This is a genomic window from Roseateles sp. P5_E8 (assembly GCF_054177665.1).
The window spans coordinates 1-21,963 of sequence record NZ_JBGCUM010000058.1; the positions used below are offsets into that span (position 1 = coordinate 1).

General features: G+C 67.8%; 27 protein-coding genes and 1 tRNA gene. 14 read left to right on the forward strand and 14 right to left on the reverse strand.

Features of this window, described 5'->3' with window-relative positions; translation table 11 throughout:
• The 4 genes from ACXRVZ_RS23255 to ACXRVZ_RS23270 all read left to right on the forward strand — a co-directional run.
• The coding region (locus tag ACXRVZ_RS23255; RefSeq protein ID WP_458232871.1) for a cupin domain-containing protein at window positions 1–674 on the forward strand (674 nt) is incomplete at its 5' end.
• Window positions 675–684: 10 nt separating this feature from the next.
• Entirely contained in the window at window positions 685–1,020 is a 336-nt protein-coding gene (locus tag ACXRVZ_RS23260) for a hypothetical protein (protein WP_457426178.1), read from the forward strand.
• Between the two features lie 67 nt (window positions 1,021–1,087).
• Window positions 1,088–2,431 (forward strand): TolC family protein, encoded by a 1,344-nt coding sequence (locus ACXRVZ_RS23265; protein ID WP_457426180.1) that lies wholly within the window; start codon window positions 1,088–1,090, stop codon window positions 2,429–2,431.
• Between the two features lie 2 nt (window positions 2,432–2,433).
• On the forward strand, window positions 2,434–3,792 hold the full coding sequence (locus ACXRVZ_RS23270) for a multicopper oxidase family protein (protein ID WP_458232872.1): 1,359 nt from the start codon (window positions 2,434–2,436) through the stop codon (window positions 3,790–3,792).
• A gap of 46 nt (window positions 3,793–3,838) precedes the next feature.
• Here ACXRVZ_RS23270 and ACXRVZ_RS23275 read toward each other — a convergent pair.
• From ACXRVZ_RS23275 to ACXRVZ_RS23290, 4 genes are all read right to left on the reverse strand, one after another.
• Window positions 3,839–3,926 (reverse strand) — tRNA-Ser (locus ACXRVZ_RS23275).
• Between the two features lie 49 nt (window positions 3,927–3,975).
• Window positions 3,976–5,271, reverse strand: a complete 1,296-nt coding sequence (gene serS / locus ACXRVZ_RS23280) for a serine--tRNA ligase (protein WP_457426184.1) — start codon at window positions 5,269–5,271, stop codon at window positions 3,976–3,978.
• Window positions 5,272–5,344: 73 nt separating this feature from the next.
• On the reverse strand, window positions 5,345–6,322 hold the full coding sequence (gene ispH, locus ACXRVZ_RS23285; RefSeq protein ID WP_457426186.1) for a 4-hydroxy-3-methylbut-2-enyl diphosphate reductase: 978 nt from the start codon (window positions 6,320–6,322) through the stop codon (window positions 5,345–5,347).
• Window positions 6,322–6,765, reverse strand: a complete 444-nt coding sequence (locus tag ACXRVZ_RS23290) for an FKBP-type peptidyl-prolyl cis-trans isomerase (protein WP_457426188.1) — start codon at window positions 6,763–6,765, stop codon at window positions 6,322–6,324. Before ACXRVZ_RS23290 ends, ispH begins: the two co-directional genes overlap by 1 nt.
• A gap of 41 nt (window positions 6,766–6,806) precedes the next feature.
• On the opposite strand from ACXRVZ_RS23290, the gene radC reads away from it, so the two are divergent.
• Entirely contained in the window at window positions 6,807–7,481 is a 675-nt protein-coding gene (gene radC, locus ACXRVZ_RS23295; protein ID WP_457426190.1) for a RadC family protein, read from the forward strand.
• The gene (locus tag ACXRVZ_RS23300; protein ID WP_457426192.1) at window positions 7,478–8,122 is read left to right on the forward strand and encodes a Smr/MutS family protein; all 645 of its coding nucleotides are present in this window, start codon (window positions 7,478–7,480) and stop codon (window positions 8,120–8,122) included. Before radC ends, ACXRVZ_RS23300 begins: the two co-directional genes overlap by 4 nt.
• 38 nt (window positions 8,123–8,160) lie before the next feature.
• Here the strand turns inward: ACXRVZ_RS23300 and ACXRVZ_RS23305 are convergent, their stop codons facing one another.
• Window positions 8,161–8,727, reverse strand: coding sequence for a hypothetical protein (locus ACXRVZ_RS23305; protein WP_458232873.1), 567 nt, complete (start codon window positions 8,725–8,727; stop codon window positions 8,161–8,163).
• A gap of 291 nt (window positions 8,728–9,018) precedes the next feature.
• On the opposite strand from ACXRVZ_RS23305, the gene ACXRVZ_RS23310 reads away from it, so the two are divergent.
• Window positions 9,019–9,669, forward strand: a complete 651-nt coding sequence (locus ACXRVZ_RS23310) for a hypothetical protein (RefSeq protein ID WP_458232874.1) — start codon at window positions 9,019–9,021, stop codon at window positions 9,667–9,669.
• On the opposite strand, the gene ACXRVZ_RS23315 is transcribed toward ACXRVZ_RS23310, so the two are convergent.
• The 3 genes from ACXRVZ_RS23315 to ACXRVZ_RS23325 are packed head-to-tail and all read right to left on the reverse strand — an operon-like array spanning window position 9,666 to window position 11,576.
• Complete coding sequence (locus ACXRVZ_RS23315) at window positions 9,666–10,091, reverse strand: group II truncated hemoglobin (protein WP_458232875.1); 426 nt, start codon at window positions 10,089–10,091, stop codon at window positions 9,666–9,668. The genes ACXRVZ_RS23310 and ACXRVZ_RS23315 overlap by 4 nt on opposite strands.
• Window positions 10,045–10,842, reverse strand: a complete 798-nt coding sequence (locus tag ACXRVZ_RS23320; RefSeq protein ID WP_457423457.1) for a MinD/ParA family protein — start codon at window positions 10,840–10,842, stop codon at window positions 10,045–10,047. Before ACXRVZ_RS23320 ends, ACXRVZ_RS23315 begins: the two co-directional genes overlap by 47 nt.
• Complete coding sequence (locus tag ACXRVZ_RS23325; RefSeq protein WP_457423455.1) at window positions 10,839–11,576, reverse strand: GGDEF domain-containing protein; 738 nt, start codon at window positions 11,574–11,576, stop codon at window positions 10,839–10,841. Before ACXRVZ_RS23325 ends, ACXRVZ_RS23320 begins: the two co-directional genes overlap by 4 nt.
• Before the next feature lie 212 nt (window positions 11,577–11,788).
• On the opposite strand from ACXRVZ_RS23325, the gene ACXRVZ_RS23330 reads away from it, so the two are divergent.
• The 3 genes from ACXRVZ_RS23330 to ACXRVZ_RS23340 are packed head-to-tail and all read left to right on the forward strand — an operon-like array spanning window position 11,789 to window position 14,411.
• A complete protein-coding gene (locus tag ACXRVZ_RS23330; protein ID WP_457423453.1) occupies window positions 11,789–12,640 on the forward strand; it encodes a CheR family methyltransferase in 852 nt (283 codons plus the stop codon).
• 2 nt (window positions 12,641–12,642) lie between these two features.
• The gene (cheD, locus tag ACXRVZ_RS23335; RefSeq protein WP_457423451.1) at window positions 12,643–13,311 is read left to right on the forward strand and encodes a chemoreceptor glutamine deamidase CheD; all 669 of its coding nucleotides are present in this window, start codon (window positions 12,643–12,645) and stop codon (window positions 13,309–13,311) included.
• An 11-nt stretch (window positions 13,312–13,322) separates the two neighbouring features.
• The gene (locus tag ACXRVZ_RS23340; protein WP_458232876.1) at window positions 13,323–14,411 is read left to right on the forward strand and encodes a protein-glutamate methylesterase/protein-glutamine glutaminase; all 1,089 of its coding nucleotides are present in this window, start codon (window positions 13,323–13,325) and stop codon (window positions 14,409–14,411) included.
• A 9-nt stretch (window positions 14,412–14,420) separates the two neighbouring features.
• Here the strand turns inward: ACXRVZ_RS23340 and ACXRVZ_RS23345 are convergent, their stop codons facing one another.
• The gene (locus tag ACXRVZ_RS23345; RefSeq protein ID WP_457423447.1) at window positions 14,421–14,702 is read right to left on the reverse strand and encodes a hypothetical protein; all 282 of its coding nucleotides are present in this window, start codon (window positions 14,700–14,702) and stop codon (window positions 14,421–14,423) included.
• A gap of 91 nt (window positions 14,703–14,793) precedes the next feature.
• On the opposite strand from ACXRVZ_RS23345, the gene ACXRVZ_RS23350 reads away from it, so the two are divergent.
• Window positions 14,794–15,723 (forward strand): LysR substrate-binding domain-containing protein, encoded by a 930-nt coding sequence (locus ACXRVZ_RS23350; RefSeq protein ID WP_457423445.1) that lies wholly within the window; start codon window positions 14,794–14,796, stop codon window positions 15,721–15,723.
• On the opposite strand, the gene hemW is transcribed toward ACXRVZ_RS23350, so the two are convergent.
• Genes hemW through ACXRVZ_RS23375 form a run of 5 tightly spaced genes read right to left on the reverse strand, consistent with a single transcriptional unit; the run spans window position 15,695 to window position 20,104 of the window.
• Window positions 15,695–16,879 (reverse strand): radical SAM family heme chaperone HemW, encoded by a 1,185-nt coding sequence (gene hemW / locus ACXRVZ_RS23355; RefSeq protein ID WP_457423443.1) that lies wholly within the window; start codon window positions 16,877–16,879, stop codon window positions 15,695–15,697. The genes ACXRVZ_RS23350 and hemW overlap by 29 nt on opposite strands.
• A gap of 4 nt (window positions 16,880–16,883) precedes the next feature.
• Window positions 16,884–17,489, reverse strand: a complete 606-nt coding sequence (gene rdgB, locus ACXRVZ_RS23360; protein WP_457423441.1) for an RdgB/HAM1 family non-canonical purine NTP pyrophosphatase — start codon at window positions 17,487–17,489, stop codon at window positions 16,884–16,886.
• Window positions 17,486–18,208 carry a ribonuclease PH gene (rph, locus tag ACXRVZ_RS23365; protein ID WP_457423439.1) on the reverse strand — a complete coding sequence of 241 codons (723 nt, stop codon included), beginning with the start codon at window positions 18,206–18,208 and terminating at the stop codon, window positions 17,486–17,488. The genes rdgB and rph overlap by 4 nt, the downstream gene beginning before the upstream one ends.
• 13 nt (window positions 18,209–18,221) lie before the next feature.
• On the reverse strand, window positions 18,222–19,139 hold the full coding sequence (locus tag ACXRVZ_RS23370) for a PP2C family protein-serine/threonine phosphatase (RefSeq protein ID WP_457423437.1): 918 nt from the start codon (window positions 19,137–19,139) through the stop codon (window positions 18,222–18,224).
• Entirely contained in the window at window positions 19,136–20,104 is a 969-nt protein-coding gene (locus tag ACXRVZ_RS23375) for a serine/threonine protein kinase (RefSeq protein ID WP_348012661.1), read from the reverse strand. The genes ACXRVZ_RS23370 and ACXRVZ_RS23375 overlap by 4 nt, the downstream gene beginning before the upstream one ends.
• A gap of 46 nt (window positions 20,105–20,150) precedes the next feature.
• Here ACXRVZ_RS23375 and ACXRVZ_RS23380 point away from each other — a divergent pair, with 46 nt between their 5' ends.
• From ACXRVZ_RS23380 to rpoZ, 3 genes are read left to right on the forward strand one after another with little or no spacing between them, the layout of a single operon-like run.
• Window positions 20,151–21,065: a YicC/YloC family endoribonuclease gene (locus ACXRVZ_RS23380; RefSeq protein ID WP_458232877.1), complete on the forward strand. Its 915-nt coding sequence runs from the start codon at window positions 20,151–20,153 to the stop codon at window positions 21,063–21,065.
• 10 nt (window positions 21,066–21,075) lie between these two features.
• Window positions 21,076–21,696 carry a guanylate kinase gene (gene gmk, locus ACXRVZ_RS23385; RefSeq protein ID WP_457423433.1) on the forward strand — a complete coding sequence of 207 codons (621 nt, stop codon included), beginning with the start codon at window positions 21,076–21,078 and terminating at the stop codon, window positions 21,694–21,696.
• 24 nt (window positions 21,697–21,720) lie between these two features.
• The gene (gene rpoZ / locus ACXRVZ_RS23390; RefSeq protein ID WP_025563690.1) at window positions 21,721–21,924 is read left to right on the forward strand and encodes a DNA-directed RNA polymerase subunit omega; all 204 of its coding nucleotides are present in this window, start codon (window positions 21,721–21,723) and stop codon (window positions 21,922–21,924) included.
• The last annotated feature ends 39 nt before the right edge of the window (window positions 21,925–21,963 follow it).

The window sequence follows — 21,963 nt, forward strand, 5'->3', positions numbered from 1 at the left end:
GCCTCGTCGAGCGTCTGTGGGTGCGCGAGCCGAGCCTCGTCTTCTACCCACGCCCGCTGGCACACGACTTCCACAACGCGCCGGCCGAGGGCTCGGACTTCGTCTGCGCGACGCTGGATTTTGAGGCTGGCCACCCGCTCGTGCAGGCGCTGCCGCCCCTGATCGTGCTGCCGCTGGCCGACGTCGACGGGATTAGCGCGACGCTGACGCTGCTGTTCGGCGAGGCCGAGCGCCTGCGCTGCGGCGAGCGGCTGCTGGCGGACCGGCTTTTCGAGGTGCTGCTGCTGCAACTGCTGCGCTGGATGCTGGACCAGCGCGACGCGGCACTGCCGCTGGGCTTGCTGCGTGGCCTGGCCGACCCGCGCCTGGCCCGCGCGTTGACGGCATTGCACGCGCGACCGGGTGACGCATGGCCGCTGGCGGCGATGGCGCAAGAGGCCGGCATGTCGCGCAGCCGCTTCGCCGAGGCCTTCCGCGGCGCCCTCGGCCAGACACCCGCCGACTACCTGGCCGACTGGCGCCTGGCCATCGCCCGCAGCGAACTGCGGGCCGGCAAGCCGCTGAAGGTGTTGGCCGCAGAGCTCGGCTACGCCAATGCGTCGGCGCTGAGCCGGCTGTTCGCGCAGAAGCATGCGGGGCTGTCGCCGCGGGCCTGGCTGAATCAGCCCAGTTAAAGTGCCGACCATGCGTCGCCCCGGCCGCTTCCTCGTCCTCTGCCTGCTGCTCGTGCTGCTGCCATTGCGCAGCCTGCTCGCGGCCGGCCAGTTGAGTTGCGAACCGCCACCCGTGCAGCATGAGCAGCATGCCGGCCACGAGCATCACGTCGGCCACGGCGAGTCACACGACCATGCCGCCAAGCCGTGCAAGCTCTGCGCGCCCTGCTGCCTGGCCGCAGCGCCGCCGCCGGTGCTGGTGCTGAGCGCCGTCACCACAGCACCCGCCGAGCGCGCGGCTCTCGCGCCCGCCAAGGCCTGGGCGAGCATCGTGCCGCCCCTGCCCGACCCGCCTCCCCGGGCCTGAGCCTCTCTCCTCACTGCTCCGCCGCTGTTCAGCGGTGGTTCTTGTCCTGCCCCGAGAGGCTTGTTGTATGCCCCCTGCCCCCTTCCACGCGGCGCTGCCGCTGCTGCTCGCGTTGACCCTGGCCGGATGCGCCAGCGTCGACCCCGGCGCGCCTCTGGCCGACGTCAACCGTCTGACCGAGCCGCACACCCGCCAGCCACTGGCCGACCAGCCCCTGCCGCCCGACGCCCTCGCCACGCGCTTGCGTGAGCCGTTGTCCGCCGACGCTGCCGTGCAGCTCGCGCTGCAGAACAACCGCGCGCTGCAGGCCCGGCTCGCCCGCCTGGGTGTGACGGCCGCCGAGGTGGCCGACGCCGGCCGCCTGCCCAACCCGGGCTTCCGTTTCAGCCGCCTCACGCGCGGCAGCGAGGTGGAGCTGGAGCGCGGCTGGCATGTCGACCTCGCCCGGCTGCTGACGCTGCCCCTGGTGCGCGCCGCCGAGCAGCGCCGCATGCAGGCCGAGCAACAGCAGGCGGCCGCCGACGTGCTGACCCTGGCCGCCGACACCCGGCGCGCCTGGGTGCGAGCGGTGTCTGCCGAGGAGACGCTGCGCTATCGCCAGCAGGTCATGGAAGCGGCCGAGGCCGGCGCGGAGCTGGCCAAACGCATGCAGGCCGCCGGCAACTTCAACGCCTTGACCCGGGCGCGGGAGCAGGGCTTCGAGGCCGAGGCGCGGCTGTCGCTGGGGCGCGCTGAACAGCAGCGCATCGCCACACGCGAACGCCTCGTGCGCCTGCTCGGCCTGGAGGACGGCAGCGCGTTGCGCCTGCCCGAACGCCTGCCCGAACTGCCCGGCACCCCGCGCGAGCCGGGCGACCTCGAAGCGCTGGCCTTGTCGCAACGCCTGGACGTGCAGGCCGCGCGCCTGACGCTGGAGCAGGCCGCACGCCAGACCGACCTGGCGCGCACGACGCGCTTCGTCTCCATGCTGGAGCTGGGCACGGTGCGCAACTCCTCCAACGAGGCGCCCACGCAGCGCGGCTGGGAGGTGGCGCTGGAGCTGCCGCTGTTCGGCCCCGGCCCGCTGCCGCGCGCCGACGCGCTGGCCCGCCAGGCCGCGCACGAGGCGGCGGACACGGCCATCCGCGCCCGCTCCGAGGTGCGCGAGGCCCACGGCCTCTACCGCAGCGCCTTCGACATCGCCCGGCTGCACCGCGACGAGCTGGTGCCGCTGGCCCAGCGCATCGCCGACGAGCAGCTGCTGCGCTACAACGGCATGCTGATCGGCGTCTTCGAACTGCTGGCCGACGCGCGCACGCAGGTCGCCGCCGTCAGCGCCGCGCAGGAGGCGCTGCGCGACTTCTGGCTCGCGCAGGCCGACCTCGACCAGGCCCTCGTCGGCCGCGTCGCTTCACTGAATCGCGAGGATTGACCATGTTCAACCGACGTTCACTCCTCGGCGCGGCTTCTCTCGCCGCCGTCTCCAAGGCGGCCATGGCCGCCCTGCCCGAGCCCGTCAYCCAGACCTCGCCCGACACGCAGGCCCCGCTCGTGCCGCCCACCGGCCGGCCCTACAACCCCGTCGTCACGCTGAACGGCTGGACGGCGCCCTGGCGCATGAATGCCGGCGTCAAGGAGTTCCACCTCGTCGCCGAACCCGTCGTACGCGAGATGGCGCCCGGCTTCACCGCGCGCCTGTGGGGCTACAACGGCCAGAGCCCCGGCCCGACCATCGAGGTCGTCGAGGGCGACCGCGTGCGCCTCTACGTGACCAACCGCCTGCCCGAGGCCACCAGCATGCATTGGCACGGCCAGCGCCTGCCCAACGGCATGGACGGCGTGACCGGCCTGACGCAACCGCCCATCCCGCCCGGCAAGACCTGGGTCTACGAGTTCATCGCCCGCCGCCCCGGCACCTTCATGTACCACCCGCATGCCGACGAGATGGTGCAGATGGCGATGGGCATGATGGGCTTGTGGATCACGCATCCACGCGCCAAGCACCCGCACATCGCCGACGTGGACCGCGACTACGCCTTCCTGCTCAACGCCTACGACATCGAGCCCGGCAGCGCCACGCCCAAAGTCATGACCATGCTGGACTTCAACCTGTGGAGCTGGAACAGCCGCGTCTTCCCCGGCATTGCACCGCTAGTAGCTCGCCAGGGCGACCGCGTGCGCATCCGCATCGGCAACCTGACGATGACCAACCACCCCATCCACATCCACGGCCACGAGTTCGAGATCACCGGCACGGATGGCGGCCCGGTGCCGAAGACCGCCCGCTGGCCCGAGGTGACGACCGACATCGCCGTCGGCCAGATGCGCCAGCTCGAGTTCATCGCCGACGAGGAAGGCGACTGGGCCTTCCATTGCCACAAGGCCCACCACACGATGAACGCGATGGGCCACAACGTGCCGACCATGCTGGGTGTGGATGCGAGCGACTTGGAGGCCAAGATCCGCAAGCTCGTGCCCGGCTACATGGCCATGGGCCAGAACGGCATGCACGAGATGACGGAGATGGCCATGCCCCTGCCCGACAACACCGCGCCGATGATGGCTGGCGAAGGACCATTCGGCCCGGTGGCGATGGGCGGCATGTTCAGCATGCTGAAGGTGAGGCGCGGGTTGAAGCGCGGGGACTACAGCGACCCGGGCTGGTTCGAGCATCCGGCAGGCACGCTGGCGCGCGAGGTGGGCGACGCGCCGCCAGCGCCGGTGGCACCTGGTTCACCACCCGCCACGGCCGACGTGCAGGTCCGCAAGCCGCACGGTCATCAAGGTCACTGAGGAGCGAGCAAAAAAAGCCCGCCGGGGTTGCCGGCGGGCTTGGTCTTGGAGGAGAGGGGGGGATTCGAACCCCCGAGACGTTACCGTCCGCCTGATTTCGAGTCAGGTACATTCAACCACTCTGCCACCTCTCCGAATCTGGTGCGAGCTGAGCCCAGCATTATAGCCAGGCTTTTTCAGCTCTCAACCGTGCAGCGTGTCGACGCCGCCTAGATAGGGTCGCAGCGCCTCGGGCACGGTGATGCTGCCGTCCGCGTTCTGATAATTTTCTAGAACTGCGACGAGCGTGCGCCCCACTGCCAGCCCCGAGCCGTTCAGCGTATGCACGAACTCGTTCTTGCCCTGGGCGTTCTTGAAGCGCGCCTGCATGCGGCGGGCCTGGAAGGCGCCCATATTCGAGCAGGAGCTGATCTCGCGGAAGGTGTTCTGCGCCGGCAGCCAGACCTCCAGGTCATAGGTCTTGGTCGAGCCGAAGCCCATGTCGCCGCTGCACAGCAGCACGGTGCGATACGGCAGGCCGAGCTTTTGCAGCACCGCCTCGGCGTGGCCGGTCATCTCTTCCAGCGCGGCCATGCTGTTGTCGGGGTGTTCGATGCGCACCATCTCGACCTTGTCGAACTGGTGCTGGCGGATCAGGCCGCGCGTGTCGCGCCCGGCGGAGCCCGCCTCCGAGCGGAAGCAGGGGCTGTGCGCGGTCAGCTTGACGGGCAGGTCCTCGGGCTTGAGCACGCTCTCGCGGACGGTGTTGGTCAGCGAGATTTCCGACGTCGAGATCAGGTACTGCTCAACCTGTTCCTCGTCGCCGCCACGAAGCACCCAGAACATGTCTTCCTTGAACTTGGGCAGCTGGCCGGTGCCCTCAAGGATCTCGCGGTTGACGATGTAGGGCGTGTAGCACTCGGTGTAGCCGTGCTCGGTGGTCTGCACGTCGAGCATGAACTGCGCGAGGGCGCGATGCAGGCGCGCAGCCGGGCCTTTCAGGAACGCGAAGCGCGAGCCCGAGAGCCGGGCGCCCATCTCGAAGTCCAGGCCAAGCGGGGCGCCGAGGTCGACGTGGTCCTTGACCTCGAAGTCGAAGGCACGCGGGCTGCCCCAGCGGCGCACTTCGACATTGCCATGCTCATCCGCGCCTGCGGGCACGCTGGCGTCCGGCAGATTGGGCACGCCCATCAGCATCTGGTTGAGCTCGACCTGGATGGTGTCCAAGCGCTCGGCGCCGGCCTTCAGCTCGTCGGCAATGCCGCCCACCTCGGCCATCAGCGCCGAAGCGTCTTCGCCCTTGCCCTTGGCCATGCCGATCTGCTTGGACAGCGCGTTGCGGCGGGCCTGAAGTTCCTCGGTACGCGTCTGCACCGAACGGCGCTCGCCTTCGAGCGCCTTGAAGCGTTCCACGTCGAGATAGGGTTGCGGGGTCTTGCGCGCGTTCAGGCGCTCGATGACGGCGTCGAGGTCCTTGCGCAGCTGGGTGATGTCGAGCATGTGAGAAAACCTTCAGAAATCGAATGTGAAAACGGCGCCGATATCAGCGCCGCCGGATGCATGAGGCACCGGCTCAAGATCGGGACGCACTCACCTCGGCCATGGACTTGTCGCCCAGGCCCATCGGCAGCGGGAAGCGCACATGCTCCTCCACGCCGGGCAGGCTGCGCACGGTGGTGGCACCCAGGGCGCGCAGGCGGTCGATGACGGCCTGCACCAGCACGTCGGGCGCCGAGGCCCCGGCCGTCAGGCCCACGCGGGCGCGGCCGTCCAGCCATTCCGCTTTCAGGTCCTCGGCGGAATCGACCATGTAGCCGGGCGTGCCCAGCCGCTCGGCCAGTTCGCGCAGGCGGTTGCTGTTGGAGCTGGTGGGACTGCCCACGACGATGACGACGTCGACCTGTGGCGCCAGCACCTTGACGGCGTCCTGACGGTTCTGCGTGGCGTAGCAGATGTCCTGCTTCTTGGGCTCGCGCACCTGCGGGAAGACACGCTTCACCTCGGCCAGGATGGCGGCGGCGTCATCCACGCTGAGCGTCGTCTGCGTGACGACGGCGAGCTTGCTCTGGTCCCTGACCGAGACCTTGGCCACGTCCTCGACATCCTCGACGAGATAGATGCCCTCGGACAGCTGGCCCATCGTGCCCTCGACCTCGGGGTGGCCCTTGTGGCCGATCATGATGAATTCGTAGCCCTCGCGGTGCAGCTTGGCCACTTCGACGTGGACCTTGGTGACCAGCGGGCAGGTCGCGTCGAAGACGTTGAAGCCGCGCACGGCGGCCTCGCGGCGCACCTCCTGGCTGACGCCATGGGCGCTGAACACCAGCGTGGCGCCGGCCGGCACGTCGGCCAGGTCCTCGATGAAGATGGCACCGCGCGACTTCAGGTCGTTGACGACATAGGTGTTGTGGACGATCTCGTGGCGCACGTAGATGGGCGAGCCGAACTTGACGAGGGCGCGCTCGACGATCTCGATGGCCCGGTCCACGCCAGCGCAGAAGCCGCGCGGCTCGGCCAGCAGGACTTCTTGCGGATGCACGACAGCATTCATCACAGCACCCCGATCACTTGGACTTCGAAGCTGACCGGCTGGCCGGCCAGCGGGTGGTTGAAGTCGAACAGCAGGGCTTCGTCACCCAGTTCGCGCACGACGCCGGCATAGCCACCCTGCCCGTCCGGGCCAGGGAACTGCACCACGTCGCCGACGTTGTAGACCTCGTCCGGGTCGCCCAGCTGGCGCAGCAACGTCAGCTTCACGCGTTGCAGCATCTCCGGGTTGCGCTCGCCGAAGGCCTCGCCGGGCGCCAGCGTGAAGCGCTCGTGGGCGCCCTCGGGCAGGCCGATGAGGCGCGCCTCGATGGCGGGCGACAGCTGGCCGGCACCGAGCGACAGCGTGGCGGGCTTGTCGTCAAAGGTGTTGACGATGTCGGCGCCGTCCGGGCCCGAGAGCCGGTAATGCAGCGTGAGGAAGGAGCCGGCCTGGATGGGGTTCATTCGAGAGAGGTAAGGAAGCGCTTGGCTAGACTGCCGATTTTATGCCGCTGACCCACCTCCCCCCCGATGCACGCCCGCGCGAGAAGCTGCTCGCCCGCGGCCCGCAGGCCTTGGCGGATGCCGAGCTGCTGGCCTTGCTGCTGCGCACCGGCATCCAGGGCACCAGCGTGCTGCAGCTCGCGCAGCAGATGCTCGACCGTTTCGGGGGCTGGGCCGGGCTGCTGGCGACCAGCGTGCAGGACCTCGGCACGGTCAAGGGCCTGGGGCCGGCCAAGCGCGCGGAGATCGCCGCCGTGCTGGAGATTGCACGGCGATCGTTGAACCAGCGGCTGGTCGAGAAGCCGGCGATGAACGACGTCGACACGGTCAAGACCTATCTGCGGTTGCAGCTCGGCAGCCTGGGGCAGGAAGTCTTCGCGGTGCTCTTTCTCGATGCCCAGCTGAAGCTGATCGCGATGGAGACGCTGTTCCACGGCTCGCTGAGCCACACGACGGTGCACCCCAGAGAAGTCGTCAAGCGCGCGCTGGCGCTGGGCGCAGGCGCGGCCATCCTGGCGCACAACCACCCCAGCGGCGTGGCCGAGCCCTCGCGGGCCGACGAACTGCTGACCAAGCACCTCTGCCAGGCGTTGGCGCTGGTGGACGTGCGCGTGGTCGACCATTTCATCGTCGGCGCCGGAGAGGTTGTCTCCTTTGCCGAGCGAGGGCTGATTTGACCAAGCTGGTCCGCAGCTTCGCCGACCTCAAACCGCTGGCCCGCGAGCTGGCTCTCGCGCGCCTCGCGGCCGAGCAGGAGCGCGAGCGGCTGGCGGCAGCGCTGCGRCTGGCCGAGCAGGAGCTGCGCGTCTTCGAGCTGACCGTCGGCCCGATCACGCCGCTGCGCCACGTCGAGCGAGTGCTGCACGACCTCGAACCGCCGCCCCCTGAGCCGCGCCAGCGCGAGGCCGACGAGCGCGCCGTGCTGCTGCAGGCGCTGTCCGACGATATCGACGTCGACACGCTGCTCGACACCGACGAGAGCCTGAGCTTCCGCCGCGAGGGCATCTCCGTCGAGGTCGTGCGCAAACTGCGCCGCGGCCACTGGGCCTTGCAGGGTCAACTCGACCTGCACGGCCTGCGCCGCGACGCCGCACGCGAGGCGCTCAGCCACTTCGTCCACGAGAGCAACCGACGCGGCCTGCGCTGCGTGCGCGTGGTGCACGGCAAGGGTCACGGCTCGCCGGGCCGCGAGCCCGTGCTGAAGGGCCGCGTGCGCCGCTGGCTGGTTCAAAAGAACGAGGTGCTGGCCTTCGTGCAGGCGCGTGGCAGCGACGGCGGCGCGGGGGCGCTCATCGTGCTGCTGGCTGGGACGACCTGACGGAGCGACGCGGCGCAGGCGAGCGCCACGTCCCGCGCCTATTCGATCTTGCTGGCGCCTTCGATCCCAAGCACCAGCGGGCGCTTCAGCTCGCCCGTGTTGTGCAAGCCCGAGGGCGTGAGTTGCAGATCGCGCGCCTTGAAGTACAGGAAGCCGTTGACTTGGCTCACGGTGACGCTGCCTTTGGCAGCACCGCCGGAGTTCCATTCGACGATCTTCTTGTTGGACACGTCGGCGAAGTTCACCTTCACCTTGCGGTCCGCGAGACTGGGCTTCGCAGCGACCTGGTAGGTGCCCGGCGCCGGGGTGGCGCTGCCGAAGTCCAGCGAAGCCACCTGAAGCCTGTCGTTGGACGCCAGCACGAAGGCCTCAGGCGTGGAGAGGTATTGCAGCCCGGCCTTGAACGTGTACTGCTTCGCGCCAGCGCTGGCGCGCAACTCGCCGTAATTGAACCAGCCGTTGGGACCGGCGTAGAGCTTGCTCTTCGGGTTGGTGAACCGGTCATCCGTCGCCGAGGGCACGTTGGTCCAGGCATCCGGCGCTGGCTGGGCATGGGCCAGAGCGCTTGCGGCGAGCGCGACACAGAAGAACAGTTTCCGGTGCATGGAGAGTGTCCCTTCGAGATGGCGAAGCGCGCAGCGCGCAAGGCTGGCACGTTAGCACGCGTGCCGCCGGGTTGAGCCCTGGACGCCGCCGGGGCGCTTATCGTCTTGTTGACCGGAACGGCCTGACGCGCCGCTGACGTGAACTGATGCCGGGCTGTCGCGTCGCGCTGCAGACACGCGGCGGAATGGGAGGGCTCCCGCCATTGACCGGCCACGTTAGGCGGGAGTAGCCTGGGTTCCAAGCCGCCGCAAGCGCGGCCCTGGTTTCCCAACCGCTGCAGAGGAGAGCCCATGAACCTGTCCCACGCCTATTCCCCCCGTGCACCGCAACCCAAGAGCTATCTGGGCATCAGCCTGGTCGTCGCCGTGCACCTGGCAGCGATTTACGCGTTCAGCGCCGGGCTCATCAAGTCACCGCCCAAGCCGCCGGAGATCATCACGCTGAAGCCGTTGGCGCCGGAGATACCAGACGTGGTGCCGCCGCCTCCGGTTCGGGCCGACAGACCAACGCTGCCAGACCCGCAACGCGTCCTCGTTCCAATTCCGGACATCATCATCACCGCGCCCCAGGAGGCGCCGCTTATCAGTGCCGGAGTCGCGCCCACGGATCCTGGCCCGGTGGTCACCCATCCTGGGCCGCCCCAGGTCGTCACGCCGTCGCAGCCGGGCACAAGGCTACAGGTGCAGACCCCCGGCGCCGTCTGCTCCGTGATGCCCAAGCCCGAACTGCCCGCCCTCAACTGGAGTGGCGAAGCCGTGTTGCAGGTGATGGCGACCGTGCGCGGCGGCCGTGTCGTCGGCAGTGACTTCCGCGTGGCTCAAGGTGCACTGGACAGCAAGACCAAGCGCTCGCTGCAACGCTCCGTTGAATCGGCGCTGGCCGGCTATCAGTGCCAGGGCGACGCGATGTTCCAGCAGGACTTCGCGTTCCGCCTCGATTAAACGTTGCGCATCCAGTCGGCCGTGCCTGCGAAGGACTCGGCCAGCCGGGCCTGCAGGGCCGGGTCCACCCCGGTCTCCTGCATGGCCTGGCCCATGCATGCCAACCACTCGTCCCGCTCGGCGATGCCGATGCGAAACGGCATGTGCCGCGCCTTCAGACGCGGATGGCCGAAGCGGCTGATGTAATGATCAGGCCCGCCCAGCCAGCCACACAGGAACCAGAAAAGCTTGTCGCGCGCCGACTCCAGCGTGTCGCCATGCGCCACGCGCAGCCGCGCGTAGGCCGGCTCCAGGTCCATCAAATCGTAGAAGCGGTCGACGAGTTCACGCACGCGCGCCTCGCCGCCCATCCACTCGAAGGCGGTGGCGGGAGATTCAGCCAAGGAGCTTGGAGGCGAGCGCCTTGATGGCCTGGGCAGCATCGCAGCCCGGGTAGTGTTCGAGCATCAGCTGCCGCTTCAGCACCGCTTGGCGCACGGCCTGGTCGGACTTGATTTCACCGAAGAGTTCAAGACGGAAGGTCTGGCCCGGCGTCGGCCCGACGAAGCGATGCAGCACCTGCTGCAACTGGCCGCAGATCAGCTTGCCCTCACCCACACGGTTGGCCTGGTTGACGACCAGGCCCACATGGCGGCGGTCCTGCTGCGTGGCCAGCACCTTGATGGTGGCGTAGGCATCGGTCAGCGACGTGGGTTCGGGCGTGGCGACGACAAGCACGTCGGTGGCCAGCGAGATCGCGAACAGCACCACGTCGGAGATGCCGGCGCCGGTGTCCAGCAGCACCCAGTCGAAGCGAGGCTTGACGAGGTCGACGATGTGCAGCAGTTTGTCGCGCACCTCAGGGGTCAGGCGTGAGTACTCGACCATGCCGGAGCCGGCCAGCAGCACGGAGAAGCCGCCTGGCGCGGGCAGGATGGCCTGCTCCAGCGTGGCCTTCTCGGTGAAGACATCGTGCAGCGTCAGCTTGGGGTGCAGGTTCAGCACCACATCGAGGTTGGCGAGGCCGAGGTCGGCGTCCAGCACCAGCACCTTCTCGCCGCGTGCGGCCAGCGCTGCTGCAAGGTTGGCGGTGACGAAGGTCTTGCCGACGCCGCCCTTGCCGCTGGTGACGGCAAGCGTCCGGGCGCCTGAGCGCGTCGGGCGCGGTGCAGCAGGATCAGTGGTCGTGCTCATGGCAGGTCCTGTTGCGTGTCGAGGTTCAGGGAGGCAAACAACATGCCCTTTTCTTCGGCGCTGACCAGGGAGTCGATCTGGGGTTCAAGACAGGCGCGGTTGCGGCCTTCGGCCTTGGCGCGGTAAAGCTGGCGGTCGGCACGCTCCGTCCACAGCAGCGGCGACGAACGCACCCACTGCGGGGCAAACGCGCCGCCCAGGCTGACGGTGACGTTGAGCATCTGGCCGGGGGCGACTTCGATGCCGAGTTCGGACACGCGCTCGCGCACGCGCTCGGCGACGGCCAGGCCCACGTGCGTGGCGCAGTTGGGCAGGATGATGGCGAACTCTTCGCCGCCCACACGGGCGACGAGGTCCATAGGCCTGACGGTCTGCTCGACGGCGCGGGCGACGGCGCGGATGACCTGGTCACCGGCGCCATGGCCATGGGTGTCGTTGACAGCCTTGAAATGATCGATGTCGAGCATCAGCAGCAGGGCAGCTTCGCCGGAACGGGCCACGCGGTCGACCTCGCGGGCCAGGGCCATCTCGAAGCTGCGGCGATTGACGAGGCCGGTCAGCGCATCCCTGCTGGACAGRTCGCAGAGCGCGTCCAGCACGGCCTGCAGCCAGGCAGTACTCAGTGGGACTTCATCCGGAAGCAATGCCCCCGCCTGCTGCAGCAATTGCAGGGCTTGGTCCAGATCGAGCACCTGGGCGTCGATCAGAGGGGGAGCGGGGAGGCGGTGTTCCAAAGGCTGGCGATGTAGCGAGCTGATAGGGGATTGTGGTTTCWGGTCAGTCTAGCAGCGGCTCCCCCTGGGCCAGGTCGTGAAAMAGGCACGTTCCTGGCACCTGTTTGCACTATGCTGGGTCGAGCCAGGCCCGTACAAACAGGCCTGCAATGCAGAATCGGCGCGCCAACGCCAGACCTGCTGCGAGCACCAACAAATCTGATCCTCGAGACATGCCCGCACCCGACCTCGCCCACGGCAACGACTCTACTGATCATGAGTTCAGCTTCAGCAAGGCCGATTTCGACCGGGTGCGCGAGCTGATCTACAAGCATGCCGGCATCAGCCTGCATGACGGCAAGCACGCGATGGTCTACAGCCGGCTGTCGCGCCGCCTGCGCGAGACGGGGCACAAGAGCTTCGGCAGCTATCTGCAGTGGCTGGAGGCCTCCACCGGCCCGTCCGGCGCCGCCGAGTGGCAGGAGTTCGTCAACTGCCTGACGACCAACCTGACCTCGTTCTTCCGCGAGGAGCATCACTTCCACGCGCTGAAGGACGACCTCAAGCCCTACATCGGCAAGCAGGTGCGCATCTGGTGCTGCGCGGCATCCACCGGCGAGGAGCCCTATTCCATCCTGATGACCTGCAGCGAGGCCCTCGGCGCGGGCGCATCGGTGCAACTGGTGTCCAGCGACATCGACACCAATGTGCTGGCCACCGCCAAGCGCGGCGTCTACAACGCCGACTCTCGCGGCCTGGACGCGAACCGGCTGAAGACCTACTTCATGCGCGGCACCGGTGCCAACTCCGGCAAGATCCGCGTCAAGCCCGAACTGCAGCGCTGGGTGGAGTTCCGCTCGCTGAACCTGATGGATGCACAGTGGCAGCTCGGCGACCCCTTTCACATGGTGTTCTGCCGCAACGTGATGATCTATTTCGACGCACCCACGCAGCGCAAGGTGCTGGAGCGCATTCATCGCGTCATGCGGCCGGGCGGCCTTCTCTTCGTGGGTCACTCGGAGAACTTCACCGAATCGCGCGACCTGTTCAAGCTGCGCGGCAAAACCATCTACGAACGGGTCTGATCATGAGCACGCCTCTCGCTTCAGCACCATCCACCGGCCTCGGCGGCAACCCGGTCGCCGTGGCGAAGGTCAACCAGCTCAAGGCCCAGCCACGCAAGCAGGGTGAGGCCTCGTTCTTCTTCTACGACGCCCACTTCAAGAACGCGGCCGTCAAGATCCTGCCGGGCGAGTACTTCGTCGACAACGAAGACCTGCTCGTCATGACGACGCTGGGCTCCTGCATCGCCGCCTGCCTGTGGGACCGAGTGGCCCGGGTCGGCGGCATGAACCACTTCATGCTGCCCGAGGGCAATGGCGACTCGGGCCGCTACGGCTCCTATGCGATGGAGTTGCTGATCAACGAGATGATGAAGCGCGGCGCCAGCAAGTCGCGCATGGAAGCCAAGATCTTCGGTGGCGGCGCTGTCATTTCGGGCATGAGCACGCTCAACGTCGGCGAGCGCAACACCAACTTCGTCATCGACTTCCTGAAGCTGGAACGCATTCCCATCGTGTCCAAGGACGTGATGGACGTGTACCCGCGCAAGGTCTGTTTTCTGCCCGCGAGCGGCAAGGCCATGGTCAAGCGCCTGGCAGCCACAAACACCGACGCCCTCGTCCAGCAGGACAGGGCCGCCATCCAGAAGGTGCAGCCCGTCGCCAGCAGCGGCGGCTCCATCGATTTGTTCTGAGGAGGCCAATGATGGCCAAAACCAAGGTCGTGGTGGTCGACGATTCGGCGCTGGTGCGGTCCATCCTGACCGAGATCATCAATCGCCAGTCGGACATGGAATGCATAGGCGCGGCGGCAGACCCACTGCTGGCGCGCGAGATGATCCGCACCCTCAACCCGGATGTCATCACGCTGGACGTCGAGATGCCGCGCATGGACGGGCTGGACTTCCTGTCGCGTCTGATGCGGCTGCGGCCCATGCCCGTCGTCATGGTGTCCACGTTGACCGAGCGCGGCGCCGAGGTGACGCTGAAGGCGCTGGAACTGGGCGCGGTGGACTTCGTTGCCAAGCCCAAGATCGGCGTGGCCGACGGCATCAAGCTGCTGGCCCAGGACATCACCGACAAGATCCGCATCGCCGCCAAGGCCCACATCCGCCGCGCCCCGCCACCTCCGGTGCCTGGAGCCCCGGCCGCCGCGCCGGTCAAGGCCGTCACGATGGCCAGCCTCGGCCGGGCCTCGACCGAGAAGCTCATCTTCATCGGCGCCTCCACCGGCGGCACCGAGGCGACCAAGGACGTGCTCATCAACCTGCCGGCCGACAGTCCGGCGGTCGTCATCACCCAGCACATGCCCCCCGGCTTCACGAAGAGCTACGCGGCGCGGCTGGACGGCCTTTGCAAGATCCGCGTGAAGGAAGCGCAGGACGGCGAGCGGATCCTGCCGGGCCACGGCTACATCGCGCCGGGCGGCCTGCACCTGACGGTGGAGCGCAGCGGTGCCAACTACATCGCCCGCGTGCAGGACGGTGAACCCATCAACCGCCACAAGCCTTCTGTTGAAGCGCTGTTCTTGTCGGCCGCCAAGACCGTCGGCCCGAACGCCATCGGCATCATGCTGACCGGCATGGGCGCCGACGGCGCCCGGGCGATGAAGGTCATGAAGGACGCCGGCTCCTACAACTACTGCCAGGACGAAGCGAGCTGCGTCGTCTTCGGCATGCCGCGCGAGGCCATCGCTGCCGGCGCGGCCGACGAGGTGCTGCCGCTGAACCAGATTGCCACCAAGGTGCTGGAGCGGCTGCGCGCGACCTCGGGCATTTCGCTCAACCGGGTCTAGCGCCCGGCGTCATTTCGCCGCATCGGCCTTGGCCAGCCGGGTCCCGGCGATGCTGCGGTCAGACGGCGGCACGGGCTTGAAGCTGTCAAGCTGCTTGGCCGTCGCCAAGGGCACGTAGAGCGCCGGCTTGGGCGGCGCGGCCTTGACGAGCACGACGACGCGAGCCGAGCGGTCGGCACGGGCCTCCTTCAGTTCGGCGTTGGCGTCGGTGAACGCCGGCGAGGCCGTTGCCACCAGCACGAGGGCGGCGGCAATTGAAGACAAAGTGATCCAGCGGTACAGCGAGTTCATGTCGGCTCCTTATTGTTCTGGTTATCCTACGAAACCAATGAACGCCTTCCAAGCGCTCGTTTCTGCATTGATTGGTTGATTTGGCTTACCAATGGCATCACTGGACCGCTTTCCCCTCCACTACCTCGCCGCCTTTCGCGCTGCCGCGCAGACGGAAAACCTGCGCGCAGCCGCAGAGACCCTGCACCTGACCCACAGCGCCGTCAGCCAGCAGATCCGCGGCCTGGAGACGCAGCTCGGCTTCGAGCTGTTCACCCGCCAGGGTAGGCGCCTGACGCTCAACCCGGCCGGCCAGGCACTGCAGCGCACGGTCATCAAGCTGTTCGCGGAGCTGCAGGCCTGGCTGCTGGCGGCCGCCCAGGCGCACGGCAGCGCGGCGCAAACGCTGCGCGTGACCGCCCTGCCCTCGTTCGCCCAGCGCTGGCTGCTGCCCCGGCTGCCGAACTGGCAGGCCCTGCAGCCCTGCATCACGCTGGACCTGCATGCTTCGCAGCAGGTGGTGGACCTGGAGCGCGAGGGCTTCCACATCGGCCTGCGCGTCGGCCGCGGCCCCTGGCCCGGTCTCGTCAGCGAGCCGCTGTTCCACTCGCCTCACATCGTCGTCGCGGCGCCCGTGCTGGGGCAGCGGCTGGTGGGCGTGCTACCCGAGGTGCTGGCCCTGCAGCCGCTGCTGGGCGACACGGACCTGTGGCGGCAATGGTTCGACGAGGCCGGCCACACGGGCGCGGTGGCCGCGCCCGTCGCGACCTTCAACGATGCCGCCCTGCTGATCCAGGCGGCCGAGCAAGGCATGGGTGTTGCGTTGACGCGCGAGCTCTTCGCGGCGGATGCGCTGCTGGATGGGCGCCTGGTGCGCGTGTCGGGCCGGGCCACCGACGAAGACACCACACGCGACTACCAAGTCGTCTACCCCGAAGCGCTGCGCGAAGACCCCGCCGTGCGCACCTTCTGCGACTGGCTGCATGCCGAAGTCACGGCCGTGCAGCAACGGCTCAAAGAAACAGCTGCTGCAGATCGCTGAGGAAGTCGAAGCCGTGCTCGGTGGGCTGGATGCGCGCCGGGTCGGCCGTCAACAGCCCGCGGCCACGCGCCGTCGCCAGCGCGCCGGCGATGCTGGACGGCGGCAGGCCGGTGCGCTCCAGGAACTGCGTCAGCGTGACGCCTTCCTTCAGCCGCAGCGCGTTCAGCATGAACTCGAAGGGCAGCTCCTTGCGCGCCACCTCGTTCTCGTTACTGACCTTGTTGGCCTGCGCCATGAAGGCGGCCGGCTCGCGCCAGCGCATCTGGCGCAACACGCGGTGCGGGAAGCTCAGCTTGCTGTGCGCGCCGGCGCCAATGCCGAGGTAGTCGCCGAACTGCCAGTAGTTCAGGTTGTGGGCGCAGCGGTGGCCTTCGCGTGCGAAGGCCGAGACCTCATAACGCGCTAAGCCTGCGGCTCCGGTCTTCTCGGTGATGAGGTCCAGCATGTCGCTGGCCAGGTCGGCGTCGGGCAGGTGCTCGGGCGTGCGCGTCGCGAACACCGTGTTGGGCTCGATGGTCAGGTGGTAGATGGACAGGTGCGGCGGCTTGAAGCTCAGCGCCGTGTCGAGCTCGCGGGCCAGATCGTCCAGCGTCTGGCCGGGCAGCGCATACATCAGGTCGAGGTTGAAGGTCTCGAAGGCGCTCGCCGCCTCGGCCAAGGCCTCGCGCGCCTGGCCTGCGCTGTGCACGCGGCCCAGCGCCTTGAGCTGCGCATCGTCAAAGCTCTGCACGCCAACCGACAGGCGCGTGACGCCGGCCTGGCGAAAGCCCGCGAAACGCTCTCGCTCGAAGGTGCCGGGGTTGGCCTCCAGCGTGATCTCGCAGCCCGGCTCCAGCGGCAGCCGCGCGCGGATATCCGAGATGAGCTGGCCGATCTGTTCGGGGTTGAACAGGCTGGGCGTGCCACCGCCGATGAAGATGCTGACGACGGGCCGGCCCCAGATCAGCGGCAGCGCGGCTTCTAGGTCGGCACGCAGCGCGGCGAGGTAGGCCTCGGCCGTGTCGATGGCCAGCGCGCCATCCTTGACCTCATGCGAGTTGAAGTCGCAGTAGGGGCATTTGCGCAGGCACCAGGGCAGGTGCACATAGAGGGCGAGCGGGGGCAGCGCGGGCAGCTGCAGCGTGCCCGGGCGCATCAGGTGGATGACATCAGCCATGACTTCAGCCGAGGCGCCAAACCTCGCGGAATTGCTGGATCAGATGCACGGCCGCCAGCGCACGGTGGCTGTGCCGGTTCTTGAGTTCGGCTCCCATTCCGGCCACGGTCTGGCCCAGGGCGGGAATGTGCATCAGCGGGTCATAGCCGAAGCCGCCCTCACCGCTCGGCGCGGCAAGGATCTCGCCAGCCCAGCGCCCCATCGCAATCAGCGGCTCGGGGTCGTCGGCGCTGCGCACGGCCACCAGCGCGCAGACGAAACGAGCGCGACGGTCTTCAATCGCGGCCATCTCGCGCAGCAGGTGTTCGTTGTTCGCCGCATCGCTCTTCTCGCCGCCGGCATCCAGCGCATAACGCGCCGAGCGAACGCCAGGCGCACCACCCAGTGCGTCCACGCTCAGGCCCGAGTCATCCGCCAGCGCCGGCAGGCCGCTCAGCTTCGCCGCATGGCGGGCCTTGGTGAGCGCGTTCTCGGCAAAGGTCAGATAAGGTTCCTCGGCCTCCGGGATGCCCAGGCTGCCCTGGTTCACCAGTTCGATACCGAGCGGCGCGAACAAGGCCTGAAGCTCGACGAGCTTCTTGGCATTGTTGGACGCGAGCACCAGCTTCATGCCGACTTCTGCAACACGATCAGCTCGCGAATGCCCTTGTCGGCCAAGTCCAGCAGCGCGTTCATTTCGTCGCGCGTGAACACCACGCCTTCGGCCGTGCCCTGCAGTTCGACGAAGCCGCCGCTGCCGGTCATGACGACGTTCATGTCGGTGTCGCAGGCCGAGTCCTCGGTGTATTCGAGGTCCAGCAGCGGCACGCCGTCGACGATGCCCACCGAGATGGCGGCGACCGAATCCTTGATGGGCGAGCGCGCCAGCTTGCTGCTGGCGAGCAGCGTGTTGACGGCATCCTGGGCCGCGATGAAGGCGCCTGTGATGGCTGCGGTGCGCGTACCGCCGTCGGCCTGCAGCACGTCGCAGTCCAGCGTGATGGTGCGCTCGCCCAGCGCCGACAGGTCGAACACCGCGCGCAGCGAGCGGCCGATGAGGCGCTGGATCTCCTGCGTGCGGCCGCTCTGCTTGCCCTTGGCCGCTTCGCGGTCGCTGCGGGTGTGGGTGGCGCGCGGCAGCATGCCGTATTCGGCCGTCACCCAGCCCTCGCCCGAGCCGCGCTTGTGCGGCGGCACGCGCTCTTCGACCGAGGCCGTGCAGAGCACACGCGTCGCACCGAACTCGATGAGCACCGAACCCTCGGCATGTACCGTGAAGCTGCGGGTGATGCGCACCGGGCGCAACTGATTGGCAGCGCGGCCTGCGCTGCGCGTGAAAGTCTTGGTCATGGGGAGTGGAGAGTTAGCGGCGGTTCAGGCCGCGGCCGGATTGGCGGATGACTTCGTTGATCTCGCGCACCGAGCGCTCGATCTCCTCGTCGTCCATGCCGGCCATGCCGGCGACCAGGTCGGCATCGAGCGCGCCCTGGATGGTGGAGGCGAAGCCGGAATTGCCGAGGTTCTGCGTCGTGTCGCCGGCGGGGTCGCCCTCGCCTTCCCATTCGACGGCAAGGACGGTGACGTTGTCGCAACGCGCGCCACCCCGGCGCAGGGCCTGTTCGACGAGATCGGGCGCGGCTTCGGAGATGGCCTGGTCGGCCATGTGCTGGACGATGTCGTGGTCTTCGACGCCGCCCCAGAGCCCGTCTGAGCACAGCAGGAAGCGATCCCCGGCCTCCATGATGAGCGGGCCCTGGCAATCCACCATGGGCTTGCCGGGGCTGCCCAGGCAGGTGAAGAGGACGTTGCGGTTGAAGGGCTCGGCACCGCGGGCGACGCGGCCGAGGGCTTCCTGCAGCTCGGTATAGGAGTGGTCACGCGTGCGGGCGATCAGCTTGCCGCCGCGCACGAGGTACAGGCGCGAATCACCGCAATGCGCCCACCAAGCCTGGTTGCCCTGGATGATGCAGGCGACCAGGGTCGTGCGCGGCGTGTCGGACAGGCCCTTGCTCTGCGCGTAGCGCAGCAACTGGTGGTGGGCGATGACGATGGTTTCCTGCAGGAAGCGCTGCGGGTCATCGAGCACCGGTCGGGCGTCCTGCTGGAACAGGGCAGCCAGCGTCTGCAACGCGAGCTGGGCCGCGACCTCGCCTTCCGGGTGGCCGCCCATGCCGTCGGCCAGCGCGAACAGGCCGGCCTCCCGCGTGAAGCAATAGCCCATGCGGTCTTCATTGGTCTCGCGGCCACCGCGACGACTGACTTGGAAGACGCTGAATCTCACGCCTTGGCTCCGGACTTGAGGTTCTCAAGCTGCAGCTTCAAACGTTCGCTGAAACTGAGCTTGGTGTAGCGCCTTTCGGTCTCGCGGGCGAGCTCTTTCTGCAGCGCGAACACGCTTTGCGGTCGCGACAGCGGGTCCAGCGCCATGCACCACTCGGTCACTTCGAGCAGGTTGTCGGAGTAGACATTGCGCAGGCGCGACAGGCTCAGGTTCAGGCGATCCTTCTCCAGGCGCTGCGGTGCGTCATTGGGCGGGTAGCCCTGCATGCAGGCGTAGATGCAGGCGCCGATGGCGTAGATGTCGGTCCAGGGGCCCAACGAGCCGTCGCGGCGGTACATCTCGGGCGCCGCAAAGCCGGGCGTGTACATCGGCCGGATGAAGTTGCCTTCCTTGCTCAGCACTTCGCGCGCGGCGCCGAAGTCCAGTAGCACGGCCTTGTTGTCATTCGTGATGAAGATGTTGGCCGGCTTGATGTCCAGGTGCAGCATCTTGTGCTGGTGGACGATGCGCAGGCCGCGCAGGATCTCGTCGAACAGGCTGCGGATGGTGGACTCGCGGAAGACCTTGTCGCGCTTCATGTCGCGCGCGGTGACGATGAAATCCTGCAGGGTGTCGCCCTGCAGGTAGTTCATGACCATGTAGACGGTCTCGTTCTCGCGCAGGAAGTTCAGCACCGAGACGACGCTCGGGTGCGAGATCTGCGCCAGCGAGCGGCCTTCCTCGAAGAAGCTCTTCAGGCCAAGCCGGTACAGCGGCTGTTTCTCGGGCTTGACGCGCGGCGTCAGCTCTCCGGGCGAGCGTTCGGCCAGCGACGAGGGCAGATATTCCTTCAGCGCGACGAGGTGGTGGTCCGGGTCTTCGGCGAGATAAACCACCCCGAAACCGCCCGCCGCCAGTCGCTTGATGATCTGGTAGCCCCCAACCACCGTGCCCGCTGGCAGTGGCGCCGGCTTCGGCTTGGACATAATCGCGCTTGATCTCTTGTTAACTGTCTGTTTTTACGAGTGCGAAATGCCAGTCTACAGCATGACCGGGTATGCCAATTCCCTGGCACAACCCCCTAAAGCCGAGGACGGCAACAGCTCCACACAAGCTTCCGTCAGCGTCGAATTGCGGTCGGTCAACGGCCGGTTTCTTGACCTGTCCATGCGCATGCCCGAAGAGCTGCGCGGGCTTGAACCCCAACTGCGCGAGCTGATCAGCGCCCGCTTCAAGCGCGGCAAGATCGAGTTGCGCATCAACACCCAGCGCGAGGCCGACGGCGCCTGGCCGCAACCCCAGCCCGAGCAGCTCAACCGCCTGGCCAGCCTGGAGGCCAAGGTGCGCACCTGGCTGCCTGAGGCCGGGCCGCTGTCCGTCCAGGAGGTGCTGAACCTGTGCAAGAGCGGCGGTGCCGCGCCTGTTCAGTTGGACGGCGCCACGCTGGAGGCCGCCAAGGCCTGCGTCGAGGGCCTGGCCGAATCGCGCGAGCGCGAGGGCGAGAAGCTGGTGGCCATCCTGAGCGAGCGCATCAAGCGCCTGGGCGAGCTGGCCAGCGAGGCCGAACCGCTGCTGCCCGCCGTCGTCGCCCGCCAGCAGCAGCGCTTTCTCGAGCGCTGGCAGGAGGCGCTGACCGCCACGGGCGCGGCCGGCACCGTGCCCAAGGAAGCCCTGCAGGAGCGCGCGCTGAACGAGGCGGCGGCCTTTGCSATCCGCATCGACGTSGCCGAGGAACTGGGCCGGCTGCGCGCCCACCTGGAGGAGTTGAGCCGGCTGCTGAAGAAGGGCGGCGAGCTCGGCAAGCGGCTGGATTTCCTGATCCAGGAACTGCACCGGGAAGCCAATACCCTGGGGTCCAAATCTGCGGCGCTGGAACTGACGAATATTTCCGTGGAAATGAAGGTCGCCATCGAGCAGATGCGCGAGCAGGTCCAGAACATCGAATAGAAACCGCGACATGGAATATCCCGGCAACCTCTTCGTCGTCGCCGCACCCAGCGGGGCGGGCAAGTCCAGCCTCGTCAAGGCACTGCTGGAGCTGGACGCGCGCCTGGCCGTGTCCGTCTCCCACACGTCCCGCGCACCGCGCGGGCAGGAACAGCATGGGCGCGAATATTGGTTCATCACGCCGGACGAGTTCCGCGCGATGGCCGGCCACGGCGACTTCTTCGAGTGGGCCGAGGTGCACGGCAACCTCTACGGCACCTCGCGCGCCGGCATCGAGGCGCGGCTGCAGCATGGCGAGGACGTGGTGCTGGAGATCGACTTCCAGGGTGCGCTGCAGATCAAGCAGCTGTTCCCCTATGCCGTGCTGATCTTCATCCTGCCGCCGAGCTGGGACGAGTTGCGCCTGCGCCTGAACCGCCGCGGCGACACCGAGCCCGAGGTGATTGCCAAGCGCATGAGCAACGCGCGCATCGAGGTCGCGCAGGCGCAAAACTTCGATTTCGTCGTCGTGAACGCGGTGTTTGACACGGCAGTTTTCGACCTCAAGAGCATCGTCCACGCGCAGCGGCTAAAATACGCGGCTCAGCGGCGCAACCGCTCGGCCGTCTTTCAGGCGCTCGATCTGCCCTGATCCCGCTTTTCCCCAAGGAACACCATGGCCCGCATCACCGTCGAAGACTGCCTGACCAAGATCCCGAACCGCTTCCAGCTGGTGCTCGCGGCCACCTACCGCGCCCGCATGCTGAGCCAGGGCCACAGCCCCCGCATCGAGAGCAAGAACAAGCCCGGCGTGACCGCGCTGCGCGAAATCGCCGCTGGCGAAGTCGGCATCGAGATGCTGCGCAAGGTGCCGGTCTAATCAGCCTTCTGCTGAACATGAAACGGGCGTCCTCGGACG